The 25,980-nt window shown below is 39.4% G+C and carries 31 protein-coding genes; 19 read left to right on the top strand and 12 right to left on the bottom strand.

Features of this window, described 5'->3' with window-relative positions; all coding sequences use genetic code 11:
* The first annotated feature begins 524 nt into the window (after positions 1 to 524).
* The 10 genes from O3658_RS00665 to O3658_RS00620 all read left to right on the top strand — a co-directional run bounded on the left by O3658_RS00665 (position 525) and on the right by O3658_RS00620 (position 8,886).
* A complete protein-coding gene (locus tag O3658_RS00665) occupies positions 525 to 1,979 on the top strand; it encodes an aminotransferase class I/II-fold pyridoxal phosphate-dependent enzyme (protein WP_371558914.1) in 1,455 nt (484 codons plus the stop codon).
* Positions 1,980 to 2,840, top strand: a complete 861-nt coding sequence (speE, locus tag O3658_RS00660; RefSeq protein WP_000366713.1) for a polyamine aminopropyltransferase — start codon at positions 1,980 to 1,982, stop codon at positions 2,838 to 2,840. It abuts the gene before it with no gap.
* A complete protein-coding gene (locus O3658_RS00655; protein ID WP_371558913.1) occupies positions 2,837 to 4,096 on the top strand; it encodes a saccharopine dehydrogenase family protein in 1,260 nt (419 codons plus the stop codon). The genes speE and O3658_RS00655 overlap by 4 nt, the downstream gene beginning before the upstream one ends.
* A complete protein-coding gene (nspC, locus tag O3658_RS00650; protein ID WP_371558912.1) occupies positions 4,096 to 5,223 on the top strand; it encodes a carboxynorspermidine decarboxylase in 1,128 nt (375 codons plus the stop codon). Before O3658_RS00655 ends, nspC begins: the two co-directional genes overlap by 1 nt.
* Positions 5,220 to 6,305: an agmatine deiminase gene (aguA, locus tag O3658_RS00645; RefSeq protein WP_371558911.1), complete on the top strand. Its 1,086-nt coding sequence runs from the start codon at positions 5,220 to 5,222 to the stop codon at positions 6,303 to 6,305. Before nspC ends, aguA begins: the two co-directional genes overlap by 4 nt.
* Positions 6,306 to 6,314: 9 nt before the next feature.
* Complete coding sequence (gene aguB / locus O3658_RS00640) at positions 6,315 to 7,190, top strand: N-carbamoylputrescine amidase (RefSeq protein WP_371558910.1); 876 nt, start codon at positions 6,315 to 6,317, stop codon at positions 7,188 to 7,190.
* A gap of 56 nt (positions 7,191 to 7,246) precedes the next feature.
* Positions 7,247 to 7,870 (top strand): tetratricopeptide repeat protein, encoded by a 624-nt coding sequence (locus O3658_RS00635; RefSeq protein ID WP_371558909.1) that lies wholly within the window; start codon positions 7,247 to 7,249, stop codon positions 7,868 to 7,870.
* A 183-nt stretch (positions 7,871 to 8,053) separates the two neighbouring features.
* Positions 8,054 to 8,176 carry a hypothetical protein gene (locus tag O3658_RS00630; protein ID WP_371559016.1) on the top strand — a complete coding sequence of 41 codons (123 nt, stop codon included), beginning with the start codon at positions 8,054 to 8,056 and terminating at the stop codon, positions 8,174 to 8,176.
* A 63-nt stretch (positions 8,177 to 8,239) separates the two neighbouring features.
* Entirely contained in the window at positions 8,240 to 8,476 is a 237-nt protein-coding gene (locus O3658_RS00625) for an AbrB family transcriptional regulator (RefSeq protein ID WP_000260607.1), read from the top strand.
* The gene (locus tag O3658_RS00620; RefSeq protein WP_371558908.1) at positions 8,473 to 8,886 is read left to right on the top strand and encodes a type II toxin-antitoxin system death-on-curing family toxin; all 414 of its coding nucleotides are present in this window, start codon (positions 8,473 to 8,475) and stop codon (positions 8,884 to 8,886) included. Before O3658_RS00625 ends, O3658_RS00620 begins: the two co-directional genes overlap by 4 nt.
* A gap of 251 nt (positions 8,887 to 9,137) precedes the next feature.
* Here the strand turns inward: O3658_RS00620 and tnpA are convergent, their stop codons facing one another.
* From tnpA to O3658_RS00600, 4 genes are all read right to left on the bottom strand, one after another.
* Positions 9,138 to 9,602, bottom strand: coding sequence for an IS200/IS605 family transposase (gene tnpA, locus O3658_RS00615; RefSeq protein WP_000057440.1), 465 nt, complete (start codon positions 9,600 to 9,602; stop codon positions 9,138 to 9,140).
* 180 nt (positions 9,603 to 9,782) lie between these two features.
* Entirely contained in the window at positions 9,783 to 10,598 is an 816-nt protein-coding gene (locus tag O3658_RS00610) for a TIGR03943 family protein (RefSeq protein WP_371558907.1), read from the bottom strand.
* Complete coding sequence (locus tag O3658_RS00605; protein WP_371558906.1) at positions 10,595 to 11,500, bottom strand: permease; 906 nt, start codon at positions 11,498 to 11,500, stop codon at positions 10,595 to 10,597. Before O3658_RS00605 ends, O3658_RS00610 begins: the two co-directional genes overlap by 4 nt.
* Positions 11,501 to 11,632, bottom strand: coding sequence for an SPJ_0845 family protein (locus O3658_RS00600; protein WP_371558905.1), 132 nt, complete (start codon positions 11,630 to 11,632; stop codon positions 11,501 to 11,503). It lies immediately after the preceding gene.
* 155 nt (positions 11,633 to 11,787) lie between these two features.
* On the opposite strand from O3658_RS00600, the gene O3658_RS00595 reads away from it, so the two are divergent.
* From O3658_RS00595 to O3658_RS00585, 3 genes are read left to right on the top strand one after another with little or no spacing between them, the layout of a single operon-like run.
* Positions 11,788 to 13,917, top strand: coding sequence for a Tex family protein (locus O3658_RS00595; protein WP_371558904.1), 2,130 nt, complete (start codon positions 11,788 to 11,790; stop codon positions 13,915 to 13,917).
* Positions 13,904 to 14,353, top strand: coding sequence for a SprT family protein (locus tag O3658_RS00590; protein ID WP_371558903.1), 450 nt, complete (start codon positions 13,904 to 13,906; stop codon positions 14,351 to 14,353). The genes O3658_RS00595 and O3658_RS00590 overlap by 14 nt, the downstream gene beginning before the upstream one ends.
* 59 nt (positions 14,354 to 14,412) lie before the next feature.
* Positions 14,413 to 14,685, top strand: coding sequence for a PspC domain-containing protein (locus O3658_RS00585; RefSeq protein ID WP_045762960.1), 273 nt, complete (start codon positions 14,413 to 14,415; stop codon positions 14,683 to 14,685).
* 56 nt (positions 14,686 to 14,741) lie between these two features.
* Here O3658_RS00585 and O3658_RS00580 read toward each other — a convergent pair whose 3' ends face one another.
* Positions 14,742 to 15,437, bottom strand: coding sequence for a VIT family protein (locus O3658_RS00580; protein WP_315639152.1), 696 nt, complete (start codon positions 15,435 to 15,437; stop codon positions 14,742 to 14,744).
* A gap of 210 nt (positions 15,438 to 15,647) precedes the next feature.
* Here O3658_RS00580 and O3658_RS00575 point away from each other — a divergent pair, with 210 nt between their 5' ends.
* Both O3658_RS00575 and radC read left to right on the top strand, forming a co-directional pair.
* Positions 15,648 to 16,928, top strand: a complete 1,281-nt coding sequence (locus O3658_RS00575) for an O-acetylhomoserine aminocarboxypropyltransferase/cysteine synthase family protein (RefSeq protein WP_371558902.1) — start codon at positions 15,648 to 15,650, stop codon at positions 16,926 to 16,928.
* A 63-nt stretch (positions 16,929 to 16,991) separates the two neighbouring features.
* A complete protein-coding gene (gene radC / locus O3658_RS00570) occupies positions 16,992 to 17,672 on the top strand; it encodes a DNA repair protein RadC (RefSeq protein ID WP_371558901.1) in 681 nt (226 codons plus the stop codon).
* 23 nt (positions 17,673 to 17,695) lie between these two features.
* Here radC and O3658_RS00565 read toward each other — a convergent pair whose 3' ends face one another.
* From O3658_RS00565 to O3658_RS00535, 7 genes are all read right to left on the bottom strand, one after another.
* Positions 17,696 to 18,385 (bottom strand): gamma-glutamyl-gamma-aminobutyrate hydrolase family protein, encoded by a 690-nt coding sequence (locus O3658_RS00565; RefSeq protein WP_371558900.1) that lies wholly within the window; start codon positions 18,383 to 18,385, stop codon positions 17,696 to 17,698.
* Between the two features lie 15 nt (positions 18,386 to 18,400).
* Complete coding sequence (locus O3658_RS00560) at positions 18,401 to 19,042, bottom strand: redox-sensing transcriptional repressor Rex (RefSeq protein WP_000660647.1); 642 nt, start codon at positions 19,040 to 19,042, stop codon at positions 18,401 to 18,403.
* 80 nt (positions 19,043 to 19,122) lie between these two features.
* Entirely contained in the window at positions 19,123 to 19,338 is a 216-nt protein-coding gene (locus O3658_RS00555) for a DUF4649 family protein (protein ID WP_371558899.1), read from the bottom strand.
* Positions 19,339 to 19,347: 9 nt separating this feature from the next.
* Positions 19,348 to 19,695: a DUF1831 domain-containing protein gene (locus O3658_RS00550; protein WP_045762949.1), complete on the bottom strand. Its 348-nt coding sequence runs from the start codon at positions 19,693 to 19,695 to the stop codon at positions 19,348 to 19,350.
* 4 nt (positions 19,696 to 19,699) lie between these two features.
* Entirely contained in the window at positions 19,700 to 20,815 is a 1,116-nt protein-coding gene (locus O3658_RS00545; RefSeq protein ID WP_371558898.1) for a cysteine desulfurase family protein, read from the bottom strand.
* A 15-nt stretch (positions 20,816 to 20,830) separates the two neighbouring features.
* Positions 20,831 to 21,775, bottom strand: coding sequence for a ribose-phosphate diphosphokinase (locus O3658_RS00540; RefSeq protein WP_371558897.1), 945 nt, complete (start codon positions 21,773 to 21,775; stop codon positions 20,831 to 20,833).
* A gap of 124 nt (positions 21,776 to 21,899) precedes the next feature.
* Positions 21,900 to 22,469, bottom strand: a complete 570-nt coding sequence (locus O3658_RS00535; protein ID WP_371558896.1) for a CYTH domain-containing protein — start codon at positions 22,467 to 22,469, stop codon at positions 21,900 to 21,902.
* Between the two features lie 134 nt (positions 22,470 to 22,603).
* Between O3658_RS00535 and O3658_RS00530 the strand changes: the two genes are divergently transcribed.
* The 4 genes from O3658_RS00530 to pta are packed head-to-tail and all read left to right on the top strand — an operon-like array spanning position 22,604 to position 25,963.
* Positions 22,604 to 23,275, top strand: coding sequence for a GTP pyrophosphokinase family protein (locus tag O3658_RS00530; RefSeq protein WP_049529686.1), 672 nt, complete (start codon positions 22,604 to 22,606; stop codon positions 23,273 to 23,275).
* The gene (locus O3658_RS00525) at positions 23,259 to 24,077 is read left to right on the top strand and encodes an NAD kinase (RefSeq protein WP_025171265.1); all 819 of its coding nucleotides are present in this window, start codon (positions 23,259 to 23,261) and stop codon (positions 24,075 to 24,077) included. Before O3658_RS00530 ends, O3658_RS00525 begins: the two co-directional genes overlap by 17 nt.
* Entirely contained in the window at positions 24,074 to 24,982 is a 909-nt protein-coding gene (locus O3658_RS00520) for an RluA family pseudouridine synthase (protein WP_371558895.1), read from the top strand. Before O3658_RS00525 ends, O3658_RS00520 begins: the two co-directional genes overlap by 4 nt.
* 6 nt (positions 24,983 to 24,988) lie before the next feature.
* On the top strand, positions 24,989 to 25,963 hold the full coding sequence (pta, locus tag O3658_RS00515) for a phosphate acetyltransferase (RefSeq protein WP_049509200.1): 975 nt from the start codon (positions 24,989 to 24,991) through the stop codon (positions 25,961 to 25,963).
* Positions 25,964 to 25,980: the final 17 nt, after the last annotated feature.

Here is a 25,980-nt window from a genome sequence, read left to right as displayed (position 1 = left end):
TGATTTAAATTTAAAACGATTTCCATTTTGAAACTAAAGCAATTTCACGAACAAAATATTAAATTATTTAAAAAAAGTTTCTAAAAATACTTTACAAGTATCTGAAAACATGATATAGTAATGAAGCTTAGAAAATGAGATGATGTTTTCTAGTAAATATAAACCCGAGTAAAAAATGCCTACGGACAGGCAGGGTTGAATGCCGAAGCGTGGTTGAAAAGCCACATTATTGATAGGGTTAAAAGCCTACTTTTATAAGTTGATGTTAGGACATTTGTCCTAATTCGTATAGATTTGTTAGTGTGGTGAAAGCACACGTCATCTTGTGAAACGATCAATAAAGTACGTAATATTTGCTACTAGAGAGTTAGGAAACATCAGGAACAGACATACTCAAAAGAAACAAACATAAACACGTCAGTAGATTGTAGAGCAGGTGCCAACCTGCTCTTTTTTCATAAGTATCCTTTAAAGCCTTGCATTGTCAAGGTGAAAAAACTATGATAAAGGAGTATGTCTTTATAATGTTAAATCAAAACCAAGCTCCCATCTATGAGGGGTTGGTCAAGTTACGAAAGAAAAGAATTGTACCGTTTGACGTACCTGGTCACAAGCGTGGCCGTGGAAACCCAGAGTTGGTTGAACTTTTAGGGGAAAAATGTGTAGGCATAGATGTCAACTCTATGAAGCCCTTGGATAATCTGGGGCATCCCATTTCGATTATCCGAGAAGCTGAGGAACTAGCTGCAGAAGCTTTTGGTGCTGCTCATGCCTTTTTAATGATTGGGGGCACAACCTCATCTGTTCAAACTATGATTCTCTCCACCTGTAAAGCTGGAGATAAGATCATCCTTCCTCGAAATGTCCATAAATCAGCCATCAACGCTCTAGTTTTATGTGGTGCTATCCCCATCTATATCGAGATGAGTGTGGATCCTAAAATCGGTATTGCTTTGGGGCTTGAAAATGATCGTGTGGCGCAAGCTATTAAGGACCATCCAGATGCTAAGGCTATCCTAATTAACAATCCAACCTATTATGGTATTTGTTCAGATCTTAAGGGGCTAACAGAGATGGCCCATGCTGCAGGAATGAAAGTCTTAGTAGACGAGGCACACGGTGCTCATCTCCACTTTACAGATAAACTTCCTCTATCTGCTATGGACGCAGGAGCAGATATGTCAGCTGTATCCATGCATAAGTCCGGTGGCAGCTTGACTCAAAGTTCCCTTCTTTTAGTTGGCAATCAGATGAATCCTGAGTACGTGCGTCAAATCATTAACCTGACCCAATCAACATCAGCATCTTACTTACTAATGTCTAGTTTGGATATTTCACGCCGCAATCTGGCCCTTCGTGGTAAAGAATCCTTTGAGAAGGTCATTGAGCTATCTGAGTACGCTCGTCGTGAAATCAATGCCATCGGTGGCTACTATGCCTACTCAAAAGAGCTAGTAGACGGAGTGTCTGTTTGTGATTTTGACGTTACTAAGTTGTCAGTCTACACTCAGGGAATCGGTCTAACAGGTATTGAAGTTTATGATCTCCTGCGAGACGAATATGATATTCAGATTGAGTTTGGTGATATTGGGAATATCTTGGCCTACATTTCGATAGGGGACCGCATTCAAGACATTGAACGCTTGGTGGGTGCGCTAGCTGATATCAAGAGACTCTACTCACGAGATGGGAAGGACTTGATTGCTGGAGAATATATCCAGCCTGAGTTGGTGCTATCTCCTCAGGAAGCCTTTTATTCAGAGAGAAGAAGTTTAACCCTGGACGAGTCTGTGGGGCAAGTCTGTGGGGAATTTGTCATGTGCTACCCTCCAGGAATTCCAATCCTAGCGCCAGGTGAACGGATTACACGAGAAATTGTTGATTATATTCAATTCGCCAAAGAACGTGGTTGTTCCCTCCAAGGGACAGAAGATCCAGAGGTCAACCACATTAATGTCATTGAGAGAAAGGAGAACTAAATGGATTTATGGTTTTCTGAAGTTCACACTCCAGATGTGAAATTATCCCTGAGAACAGCCAAGCAACTCTATGCTGGTAAAAGTGAATGGCAAGATATCGAAGTCTTAGATACACCAGCTTTTGGAAAAATATTGATCTTAAATGGGCATGTCTTGTTCTCAGATGCAGATGACTTTGTCTACAATGAAATGACAGTTCACGTTCCAATGGCTGTCCATCCTAATCCAAAGAAAGTCTTGGTTATTGGGGGTGGTGACGGAGGTGTTGCCCAGGTATTAACACTCTATCCTGAACTGGAGCAGATTGATATCGTGGAACCGGATGAGATGTTGGTTGAGGTCTGTCGTGAGTATTTCCCAGACTTTGCTGCAGGGCTTGATGATCCTCGTGTTACCATTTATTATCAAAATGGTCTGCGTTTTTTGAGAAACTGTGAAGATGACTACGACATTATCATCAATGATGCGACAGATCCATTTGGACATACAGAAGGTCTTTTTACAAAGGAATTTTACGGCAATAGTTATCGAGCTCTCAAAGAAGACGGTATCATGATTTATCAGCATGGTAGTCCCTTCTTTGACGAAGATGAGTCTGCTTGCCGAAGCATGCACCGCAAGGTCAATCAAGCCTTTCCAATTAGCCGTGTTTATCAGGCACATATCCCTACCAGTCCGGCTGGCTATTGGTTATTTGGATTTGCATCGAAAAAATATCACCCTGTCAAAGATTTTGATAAGGAAGGCTGGAAAAAACGCCAGCTATTCACAGAATACTACACTGCAAACTTACATGTGGGTGCCTTTATGTTGCCTAAGTATGTAGAAGACATTTTAGAAGAAGAGGAAGGAAAAAAATGAGTCGTTTATTAGTTATTGGATGTGGGGGAGTCGCCCAAGTTGCTATTTCAAAGATTTGCCAAGACAGCGAAACTTTTAAAGAAATTATGATTGCTAGCCGTACAAAGTCAAAATGTGATGACTTGAAAGCTAAATTAGAGGGCAAAACAAGTACTAAAATTGAAACAGCTGCTCTTGATGCTGATAATGTCGAAGAAGTCATTGCCTTGATTGAAAGCTACAAGCCAGAAGCCGTTTTGAACGTAGCTCTACCATACCAAGATTTGACAATTATGGATGCTTGCTTGGCAACGGGAGTTCACTATATCGACACAGCCAACTATGAGGCTGAGGATACAGAAGACCCTGAATGGCGTGCCATCTATGAGAAACGTTGCAAGGAACTTGGTTTTACAGCCTACTTTGACTACTCATGGCAATGGGCTTATCAAGAAAAATTTAAGGAAGCAGGCTTGACAGCTCTTCTTGGTTCTGGTTTTGACCCAGGTGTAACCAGCGTCTTTTCAGCATACGCCCTCAAACACTATTTTGATGAAATCCACTATATCGACATTTTAGACTGTAATGGTGGTGACCATGGTTATCCATTTGCAACTAACTTTAACCCAGAAATCAATCTACGTGAGGTTTCTGCACCAGGTTCTTACTGGGAAGATGGAAAATGGGTTGAAGTTGAAGCAATGTCTATCAAACGTGAATATAATTTCCCTCAAGTTGGTCAAAAAGACATGTATCTTCTTCACCACGAAGAAATTGAATCGCTAGCTAAAAACATCCCAGGAGTTAAACGTATTCGTTTCTTTATGACTTTCGGTCAATCTTATCTAACGCATATGAAATGCTTGGAAAACGTTGGACTTCTTCGTACAGATTCGATTAACTTTAATGGACAAGAAATCGTTCCGATCCAATTCTTGAAAGCCTTGCTTCCAGATCCTGCAAGCCTTGGCCCACGTACAGTTGGAAAAACCAATATCGGATGTATCTTTACAGGTGTTAAAGATGGTGTTGAAAAGACCATTTACATCTACAATGTTTGCGACCATCAGGAGTGCTACGCAGAAGTTGGTTCACAGGCAATTTCATACACAACAGGAGTTCCAGCCATGATTGGAACAAAATTAGTGATGGATGGTACTTGGAAACAACCAGGAGTGTATAATCTTGAAGAGTTGGATCCAGATCCATTCATGGAAGCTTTGAATAAATACGGCTTGCCATGGGTTGTGGTTGAAAATCCACAAATGGTGGACTAATGAAGTTAGAACAAGTACCAACACCTTCTTATATCATTGACTTAGGAAAATTAGAAGAGAATTGTCGCATTCTAAAAGAGGTTCAAGAAAAAGCAGACTGTAAGGTTTTGCTAGCTCAGAAAGCCTATTCCCTCTATAAAACATATCCTTTGATTAGCCAGTATCTGACAGGTACGACGGCTAGTGGACTCTATGAAGCTAAGCTAGCTAGAGAAGAGTTCCCTGGGGAAGTCCATGTTTTTGCGCCTGCATTCAAGGAATCAGACATGGAAGAGTTACTTCAAATATCTGATCATATCGTCTTTAACTCAGAGAGACAATTACGAAAATATGGTCAAACTTGTCGAGAGGCTGAGATCAGTGTAGGTTTGCGTCTTAATCCCCAATGTTCAACTCAGGGTGATCACGCGCTCTATGATCCTTGTTCACCAGGTTCTCGCTTTGGCGTGACACTAGATAAAATTCCTAGTGATTTGTTGGATTTGGTGGATGGTCTTCATTTTCATACTCTTTGTGAGCAAGGGGCAGATGATTTACAGACAACTTTGAAAGCAGTAGAAGCGCAGTTTGGTTTCTATTTGCATCAAGTTAAATGGCTCAATATGGGTGGTGGACATCACATTACGAGAGCCGACTATGATGTGGACTTGCTGATTTCTGAGATTAAGCGAATTCGAGAAACCTATAATCTTGACGTCTATATCGAACCAGGAGAAGCGATTGCTCTTAATGCTGGTTATTTAGCTACTGAAGTCTTAGACATCGTTGAAAATGGGATTGAGACCTTAGTGCTAGACGCTTCAGCAAGCTGCCATATGCCGGATGTCCTTGAGATGCCTTATCGTCCTCCATTGAGAGATGGTTTTGAAGCGCAAGAAAAAGCCTATACTTATAGACTTTCTTCTAATACCTGCCTGACGGGTGATGTGATTGGAGATTATAGCTTTGAAAATCCAGTCCAAATAGGTGATAGGCTTTATTTTGAAGATATGGCTATTTACTCTTTTGTCAAAAATAATACCTTTAACGGTATTGGCTTGCCAAGTCTCTATCTCTTGGACGAGCAGGGTGACTGCAATTTAGTCAAAGCTTTCGGCTATCAAGACTTTAAAGGGAGATTATCATGATGGACAGTCCAAAGAAATTAGGTTATCGTATGCCTGCAGAGTATGAACCCCATCATGGAACTCTCATGATATGGCCGACTCGACCAGGGTCTTGGCCATTTCAAGGTAAGGCTGCCAAAAAAGCATTTAGCCAGATTATCAAAACCATTGCCCAAGGGGAAACAGTCTACCTTTTAGTAGACCAGAATTATTTGTCTGAAGCCCAATCCTACCTAGGCAATAGTGTTGTTTATCTAGATATTCCTACCAATGATGCCTGGGCGCGTGATACGGGTCCGACTATTCTCGTCAACGATAAAAAGGAAAAGTTGGCGGTAGATTGGTCTTTCAATGCTTGGGGTGGCTCATATGACGGTCTTTATCAAGACTATGAAGCAGATGACCAAGTGGCCAGTCGCTTTGCAGAAGTTTTAGAGATACCTGTTTACGATGCCAAACCTTTTGTACTAGAAGGTGGAGCTATTCACAGTGACGGTCAAGGAACGATACTTGTGACTGAAAGTTGTTTGCTCAGTCCTGGTCGTAATCCTCACCTGACTAAAGAGGAGATTGAAGAGACTTTACTAGAGAGCCTTGGTGCCGAAAAAGTCATTTGGTCGCCTTACGGTATTTATCAAGACGAGACAAATGAACACGTCGACAATGTTGCAGCTTTTGTTGGTCCTGCAGAGCTTGTTTTAGCTTGGACGGACGACCAAGAAGATCCTCAGTATGCCATGTCTGCAGCTGATTTAGCTCTTTTAGAGGCGGAAACGGATGCAAAAGGCCGGAGTTTCACTATTCATAAACTTCCAATCCCAGCTATTCATCAAGTAGTTACAGAGGAGGATTTGCTGGGCTATACTTATGAAGAAGGCGAAGAGGAACGCTATGCTGGTGAACGTCTAGCAGCTTCCTATGTAAATTTTTACATTGCTAATAAGTCTGTATTAGTGCCGCAATTTCAGGACGCTAATGACCAAGTGGCCTTGGATATTCTGAGCCAGTGTTTCCCAGACCGTGAAGTCGTAGGAATCCCAGCTAGAGATATTCTTTTAGGTGGTGGAAATATCCACTGCATTACCCAACAAATTCCAGAATAGGAGAAAAAGATGAGAAATGTAACGGTTGCAGCTATTCAGTTGCAATGCGCTAAGGATGTGGAAACGAATATCCAAACAGCTGAACGTTTAGTCCGTCAAGCTGCTAAGCAAGGTGCGCAAATTATTCTCTTGCCTGAGTTGTTTGAACGTCCCTATTTCTGTCAGGAACGTCAGTATGACTACTACCAGTATGCCCAGTCGGTGACAGAAAATACTGCTATTCAGCATTTTAAGATGATTGCTAAGGAGCTAAAAGTCGTTTTACCAATCAGTTTCTACGAAAAGGATGGTAATGTCTTGTACAACTCTATCGCCGTTATTGATGCTGATGGAGAAGTGCTAGGAGTTTATCGAAAAACACACATACCAGATGACCATTATTATCAAGAGAAATTCTTCTTTACTCCTGGAAACACAGGCTTCAAAGTTTGGGATACTCGCTATGCCAAGATTGGCATTGGGATCTGTTGGGACCAGTGGTTCCCAGAAACAGCCCGTTGCCTTGCCTTAAATGGCGCAGAATTACTCTTTTATCCAACAGCCATTGGTTCGGAGCCGATTTTGGATACAGATAGTTGTGGTCACTGGCAACGTACCATGCAAGGACACGCAGCAGCAAATATTGTCCCAGTTATTGCAGCCAATCGTTATGGCTTGGAAGAAGTACAACCTTGCGAGGAAAACGGGGGACAAAGTTCTAGCCTTAACTTCTACGGTTCATCTTTTGTGACTGATGAAACAGGAGCTATCTTGACCCAAGCAGAACGACAAGGCGAAGCTATCTTGTTAACAACTTATAACCTTGACAAGGGAGCAAATGAACGCCTAAATTGGGGTCTGTTTAGAGACAGAAGACCAGATATGTATAAAGATATTGTGAAATAATTGTTTGTATTTTTAGTTTAGGTAATTATCGTTCTAGAATAGATAGGAGTCTTTAAATGAATCAAGCTTGGGAATTATTATTTGAGGGAAAAATTAATGAAGCTAAGCAATTAGTTCAAGCAGAGTTTTGCCTAGCAACTTGTAAAGATTACAGTCTTTTAAACTTGATGGGCTATATCTATTTGTACGAAAAAAAGTATGAACACTGTTTAGAGGTTTACCAACGTTATCTCCACTTGGCTATTACAGAAAAGGATCGTGAAAATGAACACATCGCGTATCATCAATTGGCCATGGTCTATCGTGAAATGAATGATTTTCAGACAGCTCTTAGCTATATCGAAAAAGAGCGAGAAGTTATTGAACAAGATTTTTCAGGGGATTCTCTCAAATATTCTGCTAATGACTATGAGCAAGGTTATTTACGATTAAAGTTAGGTCAACTAGTTGAAGCGGAGTTTTATATGCAGCAGTCGCTAGACTCAGCCTTAAAGACAGATGATCTTATCGCTCAGGCCTGCGCTTATAGAGGATTGGGAGAGATTTATCGAAAACTTGATTCGAGTAAATCCTATGATTATTTTAGTCACGCTATTAATCTCTTCGACAAGGCGGGAGATGAGATTGGAGCGGAAGAAGTCAGAGCTTTAAAAGATAATAAAAAGTCTGAGACAAAATAGTTCTCAGATACAAAAAAGCTAGAGGTTCCCAATTGTTGAACCTCTAGCTTTTTTATGTAGATACTATAGTAATTTTTGATAAAGTAAATGATAAAATAGACTTAGTGTTAGCATGGATAATAGAGACTGGAAAGCTCTCAATCAATTTTTCCTTGAAGAATTAAGTCGTGACTGAGGTTAGATATGGGAAAATGGACATGTAGATGTGGCCAAGCAATGAACGATCACCAAGCGCCTGATCCAAATGCTTATTCGGTTTATTCGGATGAGTTCTTAGTAGAAATTTCTCAAGCTGAGTTATTTTAACTGATATTCTGTCATTGTAATTACGGTAATTATTTGTTACAATACTTCAAAGGAGGAAATCAGATGGTAGTAAAAACAAGAAAACAAGGAAATTCAATCACCATCACCATTCCAAGTGAATTCAATATTCCAAGTGGTGTTAAATACGAAGCAAAATTGTTACCAAGTGGTGAAATTATCTTTACTCCCGAAGAGTCTGGACATCAGATTTCTTATGTATCTGATGATGCCTTTGACTTAAATTTGGACAAAATCTTTGATGAATACGATGATGTTTTCAAAGCTTTGGTGGAAAAATGACAGTCTATCTTACAGAAAGGCAAATCGAGAAAATCAATGCTTTAGCAATTCAACGTTATTCACCTAATGAAAAAATTCAGACGGTTAGTCCTTCTGCCTTAAATATGATTGTCAATTTACCAGAACAATTTGTTTTTGGCAAACCTCTTTATCCAACAATTTTTGATAAGGCAACGATACTATTTGTCCAATTGATCAAGAAGCATGTTTTTGCCAATGCTAAAAAACGAACTGCTTTCTTCGTTTTGGTGAAATTTCTGCAGTTGAATGGTTATCGTTTTTCTGTAACAGTTGAAGAAGCGGTCGATATGTGTGTAACTATCGCAGTAGAATCCTTAACAGATGAAAGGTTAGCTAGCTACACCAAATGGATATATGAACATTCATTTAGAACTAATGGCAAAACTTAAGCTTGGATGTTTAAATCCTATAAGAAAGAAATAGATAAACAGACAGTATTAGAATTCTGTAATGCAGAAAACTATTCTTTTGAATACGTCAAACATTCAACTTTACTAAATCATAACCACCCGTCAAACGGGTGGTTTGTACCAGGGCTATAAGCCCAAATTACCAGCCAGCGCCTAAAGACGCTGGCTTTCACGTTGTTCAAGACTCATTGCTCTTGACTCGTCACTTGCCTCTTAAAGAGGCCTTGGTACTACTTGCCACTATCCCTAAAAGGATCCTCATATTCTTTTACACTCAATTTATCTAGTGCTATATCATGCTTTTCCTGTTCTTGAATATATTTCTTAATTGTGGCTTCATTGAGTCCTACTGTACTCACATAATAACCTTCCGCCCAGAAATGCCGATTCCCAAACTTGTACTTGAGGTTGGCGTGTTTGTCAAACATCATAAGTGCACTTTTACCTTTTAAATAACCCATGAAACTCGAAACACTTATCCTTGGCGGAATACTTACTAACATATGTACATGATCTGGCATTAAGTGACCCTCGATAATTTCAACCCCTTTATAACTACACAAGCGATGAAATATTTCGCCTAAACTACTTCGATATTGATTATAAATGACTTTTCGTCTATACTTAGGGGTGAACACAATGTGATATTTACACATCCACTTTGTGTGTGATAAACTATGTGCCTTTTGTGCCATATTTTTCTTCTTTCGCTTTACAATTGGCTTGAACACCTTTATTGTATCGCGTTTGGAGTTTTTTTGGTATAACCTTCGAGGCGCACCCGCATAGCGGGTGGTTTTTTTGTCTCGCACCTAACGGAGCGAGACGGACTGAAAGTCACATAACAAGAAAAAGTAGCCCACTCTGGCTACTTTTTAAAATTCTTTATAAACATAAGGATTCTCAGGTTTGTCGACCTTGATGAAAGACTGGACTTCAATGGTTGGGAGAACCTGGTTGAGTTCCTTGTGATAGTGATTCCTAATCTTGCCTTTGACTCTCACCCAGGTGTTATTCTCATAATGATTGGTATTTCCTGTGGTTAAGAGGCCAAAAACCCCTGAATCAGCGATACAGTGCATGATACCAAAGCGAAAGACAAATTGACTATCGCTGTGACTGGGATCGTTGTAGACAAAGCCAATAAACTCGATTTCCTTGCCTTCAAATTCATTTGGATAATCATAGATAGCTTCCATGACCTCCAGGTAATTTTCATCATTTATAACTATACTAGATTGATCTAAGTATTTATCAGCACTCTTCCGAATAATATTTTCATGAGCTGTTTGTGAATAAAAGCGACTGGTATCCGGTTTGAGATACTGACTGCTAGTACCTTCACTTGCCTGGATTGCCTTGTCAGTTCCTTCAGACAAAGGGAAATAATATCCTTTTGCCGATACTGTTTGTGAATCCAGAGTAACTGTTGGAAAAGTGAATCCAACTAACAAAGGCAAACTTAAGAGGACAAAACTGGCAAGCTTGGCTGAAAAGCTGTGTAAGTGGCTATGTTCTTTCAAACGCTTGAAGCAAATATAGGCTTGAACGATGGCTAGTAGCAAAGATAAAACCATAGTGATATAGGCCAGATAAGAATAGTGGAGATTTAGATACTGATTGAGCTTACCTGATAGATGTAGATAAAGGGTTAAGAAAAAATAACTCATCAAAATAAGAAATCGTATCATAGAATCACCCCGACTAGATAAGAATAGACAAGAACAACAAGAGTTACAATTGTCATGAATTGCCAAATAAAGCGAGTTTTGAGATAGTTCTTCATCATGAGGAGGTTCTTGACATCAAGCATAGGGCCGATAACCAAAAAGGCAAGCACTGGAGCAAAGCCAAAACTAGAGAGAAGCGAAGAGCCGATAAAAGCATCGGCTTCACTACAAAGCGATAGTAAGAAAGATAAGACCATCAAGAGAATGATAGCAAGCAGTGGTGTTGCACTAATTGATGTCAGAATACGAGTTGGTACATAGACTTGAACTAGGCTTGCAAAAAGACAGCCAAAGACCAAGTAACGCCCCATATCAAAGAACTCATCAATAGCTTGGATAAAAACTTGAAGAAGTTTCTGACCTTTCGTTAAATGAGAAAAATCATGTTCATGACAAGCTAGTCTATTTTCTTTTTGTATAGGTTTTTCCCAGAAAAATCCAAGGAAAATACCCAATATCGTAGCAATGAGTATTGCCCCTAAAGCTCTTAGAAGAACCATTTGAATGGAATTACCAAAGGCTGAATAGGTCGAAAAGAGTACGATAGGATTGATGATAGGAGCAGTTACTAGAAAGGGAACAGCTGTATAGCTTGGAACCTTCTTCTCCAAGAAACGATTGATGATAGGGACGATTCCACACTCACAAGAGGGAAAGAGAAAACCAATGAAGGTACCAAAAAAGATTCTCCCCAAACGATTTTTAGGGAGAAATGTATATACCTTCTCAGGAGTGACATAGACTTCAATAGCACCAGAGATGATGCTACCAATTAAGACAAAGGGTAAAGCTTCAATGATAATTGATAGAAAAATGGCACCAGTTTGTAAAACACTTGAAGGCAGGTTTTGAAAGAGATCCATCTATTTTTTCTTTTCTGCTTTTGCTTTCTTTTCTTTGTCATCAGGAAATGTTACTTGTTTTAAATCAGGAAGTTTGGCAAACTCTTCGAACATTTTATCTAAGTCATCAGTTTTTGTAAATTTAACAGCCATAAGGCATACCTCGATTCTTTGTGTTACCTCTATTATACTATTATTTCTGGGAAATAGTTATATTTTATAAACAACTTCCTTTTTATCTTTATAAAGTTGAAATAAAGCAACAAATTAATGAAAACAAGCTTTCCTGCTTATGGTATAATAGTTTCATGGATAAAAAATATGAAAAAATTTCCCAAGATTTGGGTGTAACCTTAAAGCAAATTGATACTGTCTTATCTTTGACAGCTGAAGGAGCAACTATTCCCTTTATCGCTCGTTATCGGAAAGACATGACTGGAAGCTTGGATGAAGTAGCTATTAAAGCTATTATCGACCTTGATAAAAGCCTGACTGCTCTTAATGATCGTAAGGAAACAGTTTTGGCAAAAATCAAAGAGCAAGGCAAGTTAACCAAGGAATTGGAAGAAGCTATCATATCAGCTGAAAAATTAGCGGATGTTGAAGAACTTTATCTTCCCTATAAGGAAAAACGTCGCACCAAGGCAACGATTGCGCGTGAGGCGGGACTCTTTCCACTTGCTCGCTTAATCTTACAAAATGTATCTGACCTAGAAAAAGAAGCAGAAACATTTGTCTGTGAAGGTTTTGAGACTCCACAAGATGCTTTAGCGGGTGCAGTAGACATCTTGGTTGAAGCTCTATCTGAAGATGTCAACTTGCGTTCAATGACCTATCAAGAAGTCCTTAGACATTCTAAGATTACTTCACAAGTCAAGGACGAAAGTTTGGATGAAAAGCAAGTCTTTCAGATTTATTATGATTTCTCAGAAATAGTTGCCAATATGCAGGGCTACCGTACGCTTGCCCTTAATCGTGGTGAGAAGCTAGGTGTTTTGAAGATTGGATTTGAGCATGCAGTTGATCGTATCCAAGCCTTCTTTGCTGCTCGTTTCAAGGTTAAGAATGCTTATATAGAAGAAGTGATTCAACAATCTGTTAAGAAAAAAGTATTACCAGCTATTGAGCGCCGTATTCGTACTGAATTAACAGAAAAAGCAGAAGAAGGAGCTATCCAACTTTTCTCAGAAAACCTTCGTAATCTCCTTCTGGTCGCTCCTCTAAAAGGGCGCGTGGTTCTTGGATTTGACCCTGCCTTTCGTACAGGTGCTAAGCTTGCGGTTGTAGATGCGACTGGAAAGATGTTGACAACGCAAGTTATTTATCCAGTCAAACCAGCTTCAGCTCGTCAGATTGAGGAAGCCAAGCGTGATTTGGCAGCTTTGATTGGCCAATACGGTGTTGAAATTATTGCTATCGGAAATGGAACTGCTAGCCGTGAGAGTGAAGCTTTTGTTGCAGAAGTTCTCAAAGATTTTCCAGAAGTCAGCTATGTCATTGTCAGCGAAAGTGGTGCTTCTGTATACTCTGCCAGCGAACTTGCACGTCAAGAGTTTCCTGACTTAACCGTTGAAAAACGTTCAGCTATCTCAATCGCTCGTCGCTTGCAAGACCCCCTTGCTGAATTGGTTAAAATCGATCCCAAATCGATCGGTGTCGGTCAATATCAGCACGATGTTAGTCAAAAGAAACTGTCTGAAAGTCTAGACTTCGTTGTTGATACAGTAGTTAACCAAGTCGGTGTCAATGTCAATACAGCTAGTCCAGCCTTACTTTCGCACGTAGCTGGGCTTAACAAAACAATCTCTGAAAATATCGTGAAGTATCGTGAGGAAGAAGGTGAAATCACTTCACGCGCTCAAATCAAGAAGGTTCCTCGTCTAGGTGCTAAGGCCTTTGAGCAAGCTGCTGGCTTCCTCCGTATCCCTGAAAGTTCTAATATCCTTGACAATACAGGAGTTCACCCTGAAAACTATACTGCGGTCAAGGAACTCTTCAAACGCTTGGATATAAAAGACCTAAATGAAGAAGCGCAAGCAAAACTCAAATCTGTTTCAATCAAAGAAATGGCTCAAGAGCTAGAACTCGGTCAAGAAACACTTAAAGATATTATCGCTGACCTTCTCAAACCAGGTCGTGATTTCCGTGATTCTTTTGATGCTCCAGTCCTTCGCCAGGATGTCTTGGATATCAAAGACTTGAAAGTTGGCCAGAAGCTTGAGGGCGTTGTTCGTAACGTCGTTGACTTCGGTGCCTTTGTTGACATTGGTATTCACGAGGATGGCCTGATTCATATATCTCACATGAGCAAGAAATTCATCAAGCATCCGAGTCAAGTCGTTTCAGTTGGTGATTTGGTAACCGTTTGGGTGAAGAAAATCGATGCTGACCGCGAAAAAGTGAATCTGTCGCTTCTTGCACCAAATGAATCTAACTGATTACGTTAAACAGGTCTCTTTAGAGGATTTTGGAAAACCATTCAAACACCAAGCTCAGTGGAATACTCGTCTACGGTCGACAGGTGGACGATTTTTCCCAAAAGATGGTCATTTGGATTTTAATCCCAAGGTTTATCAAGAACTTGGTTTAGAGGTTTTTCGTAAAATTGTTCGTCATGAGCTCTGCCATTACCATCTTTACTTTGAAGGCAAGGGCTATCAGCATAAGGATTTGGCCTTTAAGCAACTTCTAAAAGAGGTAGACGGGCTCCGCTTTGTTCCTCCCTTGTCAAGTTCCAATAAAAAGCCAAACTTAGTCTATACTTGTCAGTCTTGTCACCAAAACTATCAAAGAAGGCGAAAAATCGATACCAAGCGCTATCGTTGTGCTCTTTGTCGTGGAAAGCTCCTCTTGTTAAATCGGCCTAAGGACTGATGTAGCAAATCTAGTTTAGTGCTATACTAAGATTAAGAAATCCGAAAGAGGAATAAATTATGAATACAAAATTTTATAAAATGAGAAGAAATCGTATGGTATCAGGTGTACTTGCAGGTCTATCTGATAAGTGGAATCTTGATGTAACCCTAGTTCGTTTCCTTTTTGCAATCTTTACAATCGCAAACTTTGGACTCGGGATTATTATCTACATTATCCTAGCTTCGATCCTACCAACAAAAGAAGATATCGAAGCTGAAATGTATGGAACAGGCCCACGCAAGATTAAAGAAGCCCAGCCTATCAATGATGACGAAGGTTGGTTTTGGTAAATCAAATTAACTGTCTATATTTTGATAGCAAAAAAAGATACCGAGCGGTATCTTTTTTAAATACTAAACAACTGGCCAAATAGGTAGGTAACCCCCATGGTCAGAAGGCCGATACAGAGGTTACGGATCATTGCTGTTTTTGTTGGGGCTTTCCCGAGTTTTGCACTGGTGTAACCTGTAATCAATAGAGAAATCGCAACGATAAAAACAGTAGCAGGGATTCGATAGTCGCTTGGGAAGATAGTTATTGAAAGCATTGGTGGCAGGCTACCAAGTACGAAGGCGATGAAGCTAGATGCAGCAGCATGCCAGGGATTGGTGAATTCCTCATACTCGATTCCGTACTTTTCCTCAACTAAGGCTTTGAGAGGGTTTTTGAGAAATGCCTTGTTGGTTAAGAGCTGGGCTGATGTTTCACACTCACCATTTTGAAGATAGGCTGCGTAGAGTGATTTTTTAGCAGCTTCCATATCTTTATCCAAAAGTAGTTGTTCGCGGGCTACAGCGGCTTCCTCCGTGTCTTTTTGAGTAGATACGGATACATACTCGCCACCAGCCATAGAAAAGGCACCAGCAAGAATTGCGGCTAATCCTGAGAGGAAGATAATCCAGATATTGTTAGTCGCACTGGCAACCCCAATAACAACTCCAGCGATAGAGATGATTCCATCATTAGCTCCCAGCACACCAGCGCGCAAGATATTTAAACGGCCAGCAAAGTTTGCATCAATTTCGTGTGTAATTTCTGACATAGTTTTCTCCTTTCTAAACATTATAAAGTATAGGAGAAGTGAATACAAACTTTTTAAACTATCTGAAAAAAGTTCTACAATTCTAATTTAAGACAAAGTAAATAGAAGCAGCCATAGCTATTTCTTATTCCAATATATAACAAAGTTGTATTTGTAACCTAGTGAAATAGGTGATACAATAAACCTAATGAAATCTTTGGAGGTCTGATTATGACTCGTGAATTTAAATTTGAAACTCTTCAATTGCATGCAGGACAAGTGGTAGATGCTACTACCAAGTCTCGTGCTGTACCAATTTACCAAACAACATCCTTTGTATTTGAAGATACACAAGAAGGTGCAGAACTGTTTGCACTTCAGAAGGCTGGTAATATCTATACTCGTATCACTAACCCAACAACTTCAGCCTTTGAAGAACGTATTGCTGCTCTTGAAGGTGGTGTAGGAGCCCTCGCCACAGCTTCTGGAATGGCGGCTCTTACTTATACTATTCTTGGACTTGCTCATGCAGGTGATCATGTTGTTGCAGCTTCAACTATCTACGGTGGTACTTTTAACCTCTTGAAAGAAACCCTTCCTCGCTATGGAATCACCACAACTTTTGTTGATATCGATAATCTAGAAGAGGTAGAAGCAGCGATTAAAGACAATACCAAACTTGTCTTGATTGAAACCTTGGGAAATCCAGTCATCAACATTCCTGATATTGAAAAAATAGCTGAAATTGCTCATAAACATCAGATTCCTTTGGTTGCAGACAATACCTTTGCAACACCTTATCTTATCAATGTCTTTTCTCATGGTGTTGACATTGCGGTTCACTCAGCAACTAAGTTTATCGGTGGACACGGTACAACTATTGGTGGTGTTATCGTTGATAGTGGGAAGTTTGACTGGGTAGCTTCAGGGAAATTCCCACAATTTGTCAATGAAGACCCAAGCTACCATAATTTAAGCTATACTCGAGATGTAGGTGCTGCAGCCTTCATCGTTGCTGCTCGCGTGCAATTGCTTCGCGATATGGGAGCTACCCTTTCACCATTTAACTCATTTTTGCTCTTGCAAGGTCTTGAAACACTTTCTCTACGTGTTGAACGCCACGTTCAAAATGCTGAAAAAATCGTTGATTTCCTTGTGAACCATCCAAAGGTTGAAAAAGTTAACTATCCAAAATTAGCTGATAGCCCTTACCATGCCTTGGCGGAGAAATATTTACCAAAAGGTGTTGGTTCAATCTTTACCTTCCATGTTAAAGGTGGAGAAGCAGAAGCACGTAAGGTGATTGACAACTTGGAAATCTTTTCAAACTTAGCCAATGTAGCAGATGCTAAATCATTAGTAGTTCATCCCGCAACTACAACACATGCTCAGTTGTCTGACTCAGACCTAGAAGGAGCAGGAGTAACTAAAAATCAAATTCGTCTTTCAATCGGTCTTGAAAATGTCGATGATTTGATTGAAGATTTGCGACTAGCTCTTGAAAAAATCTAAAAATAACTAGTTTTTATCGAATTATAAATCCTTCTCACGAATAATTAAGTGAGGAGGATTTTTATGTATAGTATTTCATTTCAAGAAGATTCACTCTTGCCAAGAGAACGGCTGGTGACTGAAGGAGTAGAGAGTTTGAGTAATCAGGAATTACTAGCTATTTTACTCAGAACAGGAACTCGTCAATCTACTGTTTTTGAAATTGCACAAAAAGTATTGAATCAATTAAGTTGCTTAACTGATTTGAAAAAAATGACCCTGCAAGAACTACAGACTTTATCAGGTATCGGTAGAGTAAAAGCTATTGAATTGCAAGCTATGATAGAGCTAGGAAGTCGTATTCATAAACAAGAAACCATTGAGGCAGAGAGCATTCTTAGTAGTCAAAGACTGGCTAAAAAGATGCAAGCTGAACTGGGAGATAAAAAACAAGAGCACCTGGTGGCGCTCTATCTTAATACTCAAAATCAAATCATTCATCAGCAAACCATTTTTATCGGTTCTGCTACTAGAAGTATTGCGGAACCACGGGAAATTCTCCACTATGCTTTGAAGCATATGGCAACATCTGTGATTCTGGTTCATAATCATCCATCTGGTGCTGTCATGCCGAGTAGAAATGATGATCATGTTACGAAACTTGTTAAAGAAGCCTGCGAATTAATGGGTTTGGTCTTATTGGACCATCTTATCGTCTCACATTCCGATTATTTTAGTTACCGTGAGAAGACGGATCTGATTTAAAAAACCTGTATATGATACAGGTTTTACAATTCATTGACGACATAGTCGAAAAGTGTTTTATCTTTGGGGCGATTTTCAAAAAGAAATTCCGGATGCCATTGAACACCGAGGTAAGGGAAACCATCAGTTGTTGTTACAGCCTCGATAATACCATCTTTAGGATCGTGTGCTACAACTTTTAGATTTGGAGCAAGGTCTTTAATACTCTGATGATGGAAAGAGTTGATATGAGAGATTTCTCCATAGATTTCTCGAAGAATAGTATCAGGCTCAGTTACTAAACGTTGAGTTGTATACTCAGCTGAAGTATCCTGCCAATGATCTTCAATATCTTGATAAAGAGTTCCTCCCATAGCCACATTAAAGAGCTGGGTGCCTCGACAAACAGAAAAAATGGGTTTATTCAGTTTGATAGCTTCTTTTATAAGAGCTAGCTCAAAAATATCTCTCTGAAGGTGGTAGTCATCGCTATCGATCATTTTAGGTTCACCGTAGAACTTTGGATCGACATTTTGTCCACCAGTTAGAATAAGTTTATCAATCAAGCCAATGTAGTAACTGGCCATTTCTTGATCACCAATTGGTAGGATAATGGGAATTCCCCCAGCTTCCTTGACTCCTTCAACAAAGCCCTTTGCAGCATAGCTCATCATTAGCTCATCATCAGGATGAGCTTTTTCGTTTCCTGTAATCCCAATAACTGGTTTTTTCATAAATGCTTACGCTTTCTAATCCTCTTTTCTCATGAAATAGAGGAGAGTTTGCAATTCACTAGTTAAATCCACATATTGAGCCACCACATCTTTTGGTAGTTGGAGATGAACGGGTGAAAAGCTTAAAATTCCTTTAATACCTGCTTCGACAAGGAGATTAGCTACTTCTTGTGATTTGACACTCGGAACAGTTAAGATTGCAGTTTTTACATCTGCATTTTTTATTTTATCCTTGATTTGGGAGATTCCATAAATTGGAATTCCATCGGGAGTTTTCGTCCCAACTTCAGGATGATCATCCAAATCAAAAGCCATAATAATTTTCATTTTGTTTCGTTCGTGGAAACGGTAGTGAAGGAGAGCGTGCCCCATATTACCAATACCCACCAACATAACATTTGTAATAGAATTATCATTTAGAAGATCAGCAAAAAACGTCATTAGTTTTTTGACATCGTAGCCAAATCCACGGCGACCGAGTTCACCAAAGTAGGAAAAATCTCGTCTAACCGTAGCAGAATCAATACCAATGGCCTCGGCAATTTGTTTTGAGTTGGCTCTTTCAATCTTTTCTGCATGAAATCTTTTAAAGATACGATAATAAAGAGAAAGTCTCTTTGCTGTTGCTTTTGGAATAGCAGACTGTTTTTCTTTCACAAAATCACAACCTTTCTAAATACTATTTTATAGAAAGATTGTGAAAAAATCAACAAAAACAAGAAAAAACTAAGAAAATCTTAGTTTATCTTTGTAAAATCATAGTGAGATAGAAAACGATAGAGATCTCCCAGAAGACCTTGATAGATTTCTTCTCCCTTATAGGTAAGAGAAGTAATGACGGTCGTATCTGGAAGAGTCACACATCCTGAAAGTGACAGCATGAGTGCTTCGTAATCTTCGTATTCTAAAAGGCGATCGACTTGATAGGCATCCTTATAGGTTAATCGAAACATAGTGACCCTCTATCTTTCACTTTTAGTGAAAACACCACGTTCAACAAGACTGTCCATCAAGAAGTAGAATTTCTCTTGGTGGATATGAGTTTCTTCTGACTTAAAGATATCAACCAAACGTAAACCAAATTTATCAGTGATGTTGATTTTTGCACCAGTTAAGTCTTTGTTGATGATAATCTTAAGTTGGAAACCTTCCCCACTATTAGGAACTTTTTCAAGAAGACGTGTTAGTTCATAGTTACCAACCTTTGTTTCAAAAAAAGTGTTATCTTTTAGAGTAAACTTTTTGACAGTTGGGCTAAGTGTGTAATCGTAACGGCAATTTTTGAGACTAATAGTTTTTTCGAATGCCATTGAGTTATCCTCCAATGATTTCTTTTAGAGTTTGTGCGAGGGTGATCATTTCTTGCTCTGTATTTTGAGGTGAAATGCTGACGCGAACGGATTCGTGTAAGCGAGGAGAGTCTTCTCCGTAGAAAGCCTGAAGAACATGACTAACCTGTACGACACCTGCAGTACAAGCAGAACCAGTTGAAATAGAAATCCCTTCAAGATCTAGACGAAGAAGTAGTAGATCATTACGTTGGCCTGGAAATCCAATATTAAGGACATATGGTAGCTGGTCTTTTCCTTGATTGAGGTAATAGTCTGTCTCAGCCATTTCATTTAAGAAGATGTCTTTTAAACATTGAACCTTTTCAAAGTTTTGTGCTTGGTTTTCAAGATCATCCTTTAGGGCTGCTACCATTCCTACAATGGCAGGAAGATTTTCTGTTCCTGCTCTTTTTTTCTGCTCTTGATCACCACCATGAAGATAGGAATCAAAATCTGTAGAGGCAGCATAGAGAAAACCAACTCCTTTTGGACCATAAAATTTGTGTGCAGAAGCACTGAGAAAATCAATTCCCAATTCTTCGGGAAGTATCTCTAATTTACCGACTGCCTGAACTGCATCGACATGATAGACGGCTGGATGATTTTTTAGAACTTCACCAATTTCAGCAATAGGTAATAGTGTACCGGTTTCATTGTTGGCAAACATAGTAGAAACAAGAATGGTATCTTCACGAAGTGCATTTTTGACTTGGTCTGCAGTGATTTCTTGATGTTCAGGCTGTAAAATAGTCACTTCAAAACCGAAATTTTCAACCAAGTATTTGATGGGTTCTAGAACAGCATGGTGCTCAATCGCAGTAGTGATAATGTGCTTTCCACGATTTTGATGGCGAAGGCAGTAGCCGATAATAGCAGTATTATTGCTTTCAGTACCACCAGTGGTAAAGAATATATGTTGTGGCTTTGTTCCTAGTAAACTTGCTAGTTCTTGACGAGCTTCTCGTAATAGTTTACCTGCTTGGCGCCCATGTCCATGAATACTAGAAGGGTTGCCATAAGTTTCTTGCATGACTTGAGTCATTGCTGAGATAGCTACTGAAGACATTGGAGTCGTTGCAGCATTATCCAAATAAATCAAAAACTCACCTAATTTCTATTTAAATAGTGGACTAACTGGTTTTCTTTCATGAATACGAACCATGGCATCACCAATTAATTCGCTTGCAGTAATGTATTTTACATTTTTTGGTTTTTTACTTTCTGTTACGACAGAATCTGTAACCAAGATTTCTTTGATATTAGCTGCATCAAGCAATTCTGCAGCGCTGTCAACGAAAAGTCCATGACTTGAAACTGCATAGATTTCAGTTGCACCATCGCGTTCTAGGATTTTAGCAGCTTCAGAGAAAGTACGACCTGTATTTAGAATATCATCAATCAAGATTGCTTTCTTGCCTTCAACCTCACCGATAATATATCCTTGGCTACGTTCAGAATCATCTTGAGCATAGTCGATGATAGCAATCGGTGCATCAAGGTACTCAGCAAGGCTACGAGCACGTTTTACACCTGAATTTTTAGGGCTAACAACAACCACATCTGAACCTGTCAAACCTTTATCACAATAATGTTTTGCAAAAAGAGGAATTGTGTAGAGGTTGTCAACAGGAATATCAAAGAAACCTTGAACCTGAACAGCGTGAAGATCAAGTGTCAATACACGACTAACTCCGGCTTTAACCAACATATTTGCAACAAGTTTAGCTGTAAGGGGTTCGCGAGAAGAAGCGATACGGTCTTGACGAGCATAACCAAAATAAGGCATGACAACATTGATTGTATTTGCACTAGCACGAACACAAGCATCAACCATAATCAAGAGTTCCATCAAGTGATTATTTACTGGATAACTAGTTGATTGGATGATATAAACATCGTATCCACGAACACTTTCCTCAATATTAACCTGGATTTCACCATCTGAAAATTGACGTGAAGATACTTTTCCAAGTGGAACACCTGCAGCATCTGCGATTCTTTGAGCAATTTCCTGGTTGGAAGATAGTGCGAAAAGTTTCATGTTTTTTGTATCTGACATCGATAAACCGTCCTCTTTAAACTAAGTGAATCGCTGTAGTGAAACACTTTTAGTGATAAATACTCTCTACAACAGATTCTAATTATTTTCATCCCTTTTATTTTATCAAAAAAAGAAGATTATTTCAGTATTTTTTCATATTTTCTATAAAACGAACCAATTTTGAAGGAGCTTTTTTGTAATGGATTTCATTGGCTTGTAAAAATTCTTGGAAATCAAGACTACCTTGGTTGCCATCTTCCACTTCTAATTCAAGCTCATAGTCAACAATATCAAAGTATTGGCTTTGATCAAGTGCCATGAGTCCGATCGGAGTTTGCTTTTCGTAGCGAACAGTAGTTAGGCAACCTAAAACTACCCAGCCATTGGTTGAAAGTCCACGGCTAGTCAATTCGTCAAGAATCATTCCTTGTGGAAGTTTACATTCTTTAAGACAATGGTTTGCTTCCTCAAGGCTGAGACCTTGATTATACTCCATATTTCCGACTTTTTGTGGGATTTTTATGGTCAATTCAGCGCTATTTTCAAAAGTACGAATGCGCATAGCAATTTTATGTTGGCGAAGGTAAAAATCAGGCGTGTCTAGGTAGTAATTTTTTTGTGTAATAGGTGTGACTCCTGAAAAGTGCTCCTGCAATCTTTGATATTCATCCTTGTTTAGAAGTGTTTTCATTTCAATTTCTAAATGTTTCATTTTTTTTACTTTTTCCTTATCTTTGAAAGCGATTGTATGGTATAATAAGCATTGTATTTATTGTATAAGATTTTTCCTAGAAAATCAAAAACTAGATAAATCGAAGTGTATAGAGAATTGGATGAAAAAGATATATGATTACAGAATGGGAAGAATTTTTAGATCCTTACATTCAGGCTGTCGGAGAGCTGAAGATAAAACTCCGAGGTATTCGAAAACAATACCGCAAACAAAATAAACATTCTCCAATTGAGTTTGTAACTGGTCGAGTCAAACCGATCGAAAGTATAAAAGAAAAAATGGCTCGTCGAGGGATTGGATACGATACGTTGGAACAGGACTTGCAAGATATTGCAGGTTTACGCGTCATGGTTCAATTTGTAGATGACGTGAGCGAGGTTGTTGCCATCCTTCGTAAGAGGCAAGACATGAGAGTGGTACAAGAACGTGACTACATCACTCATCGAAAGGCTTCAGGCTATCGTTCTTACCATTTGATTATTGAGTATACTGTGGACACGATCAAGGGGGCAAGAACGATTCTGGTGGAGATTCAGATTCGTACCTTGGCTATGAATTTTTGGGCTACCATCGAGCATTCTCTCAACTATAAATATCAAGGGGATTTTCCAGAAGAAATTAAGAAACGTCTGGAAATCACAGCAAGGATATCCCACCAATTGGATGAAGAAATGAGTAAAATTCGTGATGATATCCAGGAAGCACAGGCGCTCTTTGATCCATTGCATAGAAAGTTAAATGACGGGGTAGGTAATAGTGACGATACCGATGAAGAATACAGGTAAACGAATTGATCTAATCGCTAATCGCAAACCTCAAAGTCAAAGAGTCTTATATGAATTAAGAGATCGACTTAAAAAGAATAACTTTATATTAAATGATAAACATCCCGATATCGTGATTTCCATAGGTGGGGATGGGATGCTTTTGTCTGCTTTTCACAAGTATGAAGACCAGCTGGATAAGGTTCGCTTCGTTGGTGTTCACACAGGTCATTTAGGCTTCTATACGGATTACCGTGATTTTGAACTAGATCAACTGCTTACTAATCTACAGTTGGATACTGGGGCTCGTGTGTCTTACCCGCTGTTAAATGTAAAGATATTTTTGGAAAATGGAGAAGTGAAAATTTTCCGAGCTTTGAATGAGGCTAGCATTCGGAGAGCTGATAGGACTATGGTTGCCGATATTATCATTAACCAAGTGCCATTTGAACGTTTTAGAGGAGATGGCCTGACGGTATCGACGCCAACCGGGAGTACAGCCTATAACAAATCTCTTGGTGGAGCTGTTTTACATCCTACTATTGAGGCCCTACAATTGACAGAAATTGCGAGTCTTAACAATCGTGTCTACAGAACCTTAGGTTCTTCTATCATTGTGCCTAAGAAGGATAAGATAGAATTGATACCAACTCGTAATGACTATCATACGATTTCTGTTGACAATAGCATTTATTCTTACCGTAATATTGAAAGAATAGAATACCAAATAGACCACCACAAGATTCACTTTGTCGCAACACCAAGCCATACTAGTTTTTGGAATCGTGTCAAGGATGCCTTTATTGGTGAGGTGGATGAATGAGGTTTGAATTTATTGCTGACGAACATGTCAAGGTAAAGACCTTTTTAAAAAAACACGAAGTCTCGAAAGGTTTACTTGCCAAAATCAAGTTTCGAGGTGGAGATATTCGCGTAAACGGTCATCCACAAAATGCAACCTATCTCTTAGATATTGGGGATGTGGTTGTCATCGACATTCCTCCTGAGGAAGGTTTCGAGACACTGGAAGCCATTGATTATCCACTGGATATTCTGTTTGAAGATGATCATTTCTTGATTTTAAACAAACCCTTTGGTGTGGCCTCGATTCCTAGTGTCAATCATTCCAATACCATCGCTAACTTTATCAAGGGCTATTATGTGAATCAGAACTACGAAAATCAACAGGTTCACATTGTAACCAGACTAGATCGCGATACTTCGGGTCTCATGCTTTTTGCTAAACACGGGTATGCCCACGCTAGACTAGACAAGCAGTTGCAAAAGAAAGCCATTGAAAAGCGCTATTTTGCTCTGGTTAAAGGAGATGGGTTTCTGGAGCCTCAAGGTGAAATCATTGCACCGATTGCTCGAGATGAAGATTCCATAATCACTAGACGAGTGGCAAAAGGTGGTAAGTATGCCCATACTTCCTATCGTATAGTGGAGTCTTATGGCAATATTCATCTTGTTGATATTCAACTACATACAGGAAGGACCCACCAGATTCGTGTCCATTTCTCTCATATAGGTTTCCCTTTGCTTGGCGATGACCTATATGGTGGTAGTCTTAAACGTGGCATAGAGCGTCAAGCTCTACATTGCCATTACTTATCGTTTTATCATCCTTTTCTTGAAGAGCAGTTGGAGATGGAAAGTCCACTGCCGGATGATTTTAAGAATCTTATAACTCAGTTATCAAATAATAATTTATCTAAAAAGGAGTAAAAACTCATGGAAGTTTTTGAAAATTTAAAAGCCAACCTAGTTGGTAAAAATGCACGCATTGTCTTGCCAGAAGGTGAAGAACCACGTATTCTTCAAGCTACAAAACGCATCGTAAAAGAAACAGAAGTTATTCCTGTCCTACTTGGAAATCCTGATAAAATTAAAATCTATCTTGAAATCGAAGGAATCATGGATGGTTATGAAGTAATCGATCCTGCACATTACCCTCAATTTGAAGACATGGTAGCATCACTTGTAGAACGTCGTAAAGGAAAAATGACTGAAGAAGAAGCTCGCGAAATATTGGTTAAAGACGTGAACTATTTTGGTGTTATGTTAGTATACATGGGCTTGGTAGATGGAATGGTTTCAGGAGCTATTCACTCTACTGCGGCAACTGTTCGCCCAGCCCTTCAAATCATTAAAACACGTCCAAATGTTAGTCGTACTTCAGGTGCCTTCCTTATGGTTCGTGGCACTGAGCGTTACCTATTTGGTGACTGTGCCATCAATATCAATCCTGATGCTGAAGCATTGGCAGAGATTGCGATTAACTCTGCTATCACAGCTAAGATGTTTGGTATCGAACCAAAAATTGCGATGCTAAGCTACTCAACTAAAGGTTCTGGTTTTGGTGAAAGCGTAGATAAAGTTGTTGAAGCAACTAAGATTGCTCATGATCTTCGTCCTGACCTTGAAATTGATGGGGAATTGCAATTCGATGCTGCCTTCGTTCCAGAAACAGCTGCTCTTAAAGCACCAGGAAGTAAGGTTGCTGGACAAGCAAACGTCTTTATCTTCCCAGGTATTGAAGCAGGGAATATTGGTTACAAGATGGCAGAACGTCTCGGTGGCTTTGCAGCGGTTGGTCCAGTATTGCAAGGTTTGAACAAACCAGTTAATGACCTTTCTCGTGGATGTAATTCAGACGACGTCTTCAAACTTACTCTTATCACAGCAGCCCAAGCTGTACACCAATAAAATAAAAGATAGCTCCT

The organism is Streptococcus sp. 27098_8_69, from assembly GCF_041432445.1.
Taxonomy (GTDB): Bacteria; Bacillota; Bacilli; order Lactobacillales; family Streptococcaceae; genus Streptococcus.
Note: the sequence above shows the minus strand (reverse complement) of the source record. Positions and strands in the feature narration are given on the sequence as shown.

Coding starts and splice junctions, on each gene's coding strand:
- tnpA (WP_000057440.1), bottom strand. CDS start 9,602: ATGGCACAAAAGGCACATAGTTTATCACACACAAAGTGGATGTGTAAA.
- O3658_RS00595 (WP_371558904.1), top strand. CDS start 11,788: ATGGATAAAAAATATGAAAAAATTTCCCAAGATTTGGGTGTAACCTTA.
- O3658_RS00625 (WP_000260607.1), top strand. CDS start 8,240: ATGGTAGTAAAAACAAGAAAACAAGGAAATTCAATCACCATCACCATT.
- O3658_RS00555 (WP_371558899.1), bottom strand. CDS start 19,338: ATGTTTCGATTAACCTATAAGGATGCCTATCAAGTCGATCGCCTTTTA.
- O3658_RS00635 (WP_371558909.1), top strand. CDS start 7,247: ATGAATCAAGCTTGGGAATTATTATTTGAGGGAAAAATTAATGAAGCT.
- speE (WP_000366713.1), top strand. CDS start 1,980: ATGGATTTATGGTTTTCTGAAGTTCACACTCCAGATGTGAAATTATCC.
- O3658_RS00580 (WP_315639152.1), bottom strand. CDS start 15,437: ATGTCAGAAATTACACACGAAATTGATGCAAACTTTGCTGGCCGTTTA.
- aguA (WP_371558911.1), top strand. CDS start 5,220: ATGATGGACAGTCCAAAGAAATTAGGTTATCGTATGCCTGCAGAGTAT.
- O3658_RS00550 (WP_045762949.1), bottom strand. CDS start 19,695: ATGGCATTCGAAAAAACTATTAGTCTCAAAAATTGCCGTTACGATTAC.
- O3658_RS00605 (WP_371558906.1), bottom strand. CDS start 11,500: ATGGATCTCTTTCAAAACCTGCCTTCAAGTGTTTTACAAACTGGTGCC.
- nspC (WP_371558912.1), top strand. CDS start 4,096: ATGAAGTTAGAACAAGTACCAACACCTTCTTATATCATTGACTTAGGA.
- O3658_RS00655 (WP_371558913.1), top strand. CDS start 2,837: ATGAGTCGTTTATTAGTTATTGGATGTGGGGGAGTCGCCCAAGTTGCT.
- O3658_RS00665 (WP_371558914.1), top strand. CDS start 525: ATGTTAAATCAAAACCAAGCTCCCATCTATGAGGGGTTGGTCAAGTTA.
- O3658_RS00630 (WP_371559016.1), top strand. CDS start 8,054: ATGGGAAAATGGACATGTAGATGTGGCCAAGCAATGAACGATCACCAA.
- pta (WP_049509200.1), top strand. CDS start 24,989: ATGGAAGTTTTTGAAAATTTAAAAGCCAACCTAGTTGGTAAAAATGCA.
- O3658_RS00520 (WP_371558895.1), top strand. CDS start 24,074: ATGAGGTTTGAATTTATTGCTGACGAACATGTCAAGGTAAAGACCTTT.
- O3658_RS00535 (WP_371558896.1), bottom strand. CDS start 22,469: ATGAAACATTTAGAAATTGAAATGAAAACACTTCTAAACAAGGATGAA.
- O3658_RS00600 (WP_371558905.1), bottom strand. CDS start 11,632: ATGGCTGTTAAATTTACAAAAACTGATGACTTAGATAAAATGTTCGAA.
- O3658_RS00540 (WP_371558897.1), bottom strand. CDS start 21,775: ATGTCAGATACAAAAAACATGAAACTTTTCGCACTATCTTCCAACCAG.
- O3658_RS00610 (WP_371558907.1), bottom strand. CDS start 10,598: ATGATACGATTTCTTATTTTGATGAGTTATTTTTTCTTAACCCTTTAT.
- O3658_RS00565 (WP_371558900.1), bottom strand. CDS start 18,385: ATGAAAAAACCAGTTATTGGGATTACAGGAAACGAAAAAGCTCATCCT.
- O3658_RS00525 (WP_025171265.1), top strand. CDS start 23,259: ATGAAGAATACAGGTAAACGAATTGATCTAATCGCTAATCGCAAACCT.
- O3658_RS00620 (WP_371558908.1), top strand. CDS start 8,473: ATGACAGTCTATCTTACAGAAAGGCAAATCGAGAAAATCAATGCTTTA.
- aguB (WP_371558910.1), top strand. CDS start 6,315: ATGAGAAATGTAACGGTTGCAGCTATTCAGTTGCAATGCGCTAAGGAT.
- O3658_RS00590 (WP_371558903.1), top strand. CDS start 13,904: ATGAATCTAACTGATTACGTTAAACAGGTCTCTTTAGAGGATTTTGGA.
- radC (WP_371558901.1), top strand. CDS start 16,992: ATGTATAGTATTTCATTTCAAGAAGATTCACTCTTGCCAAGAGAACGG.
- O3658_RS00575 (WP_371558902.1), top strand. CDS start 15,648: ATGACTCGTGAATTTAAATTTGAAACTCTTCAATTGCATGCAGGACAA.
- O3658_RS00585 (WP_045762960.1), top strand. CDS start 14,413: ATGAATACAAAATTTTATAAAATGAGAAGAAATCGTATGGTATCAGGT.
- O3658_RS00530 (WP_049529686.1), top strand. CDS start 22,604: ATGATTACAGAATGGGAAGAATTTTTAGATCCTTACATTCAGGCTGTC.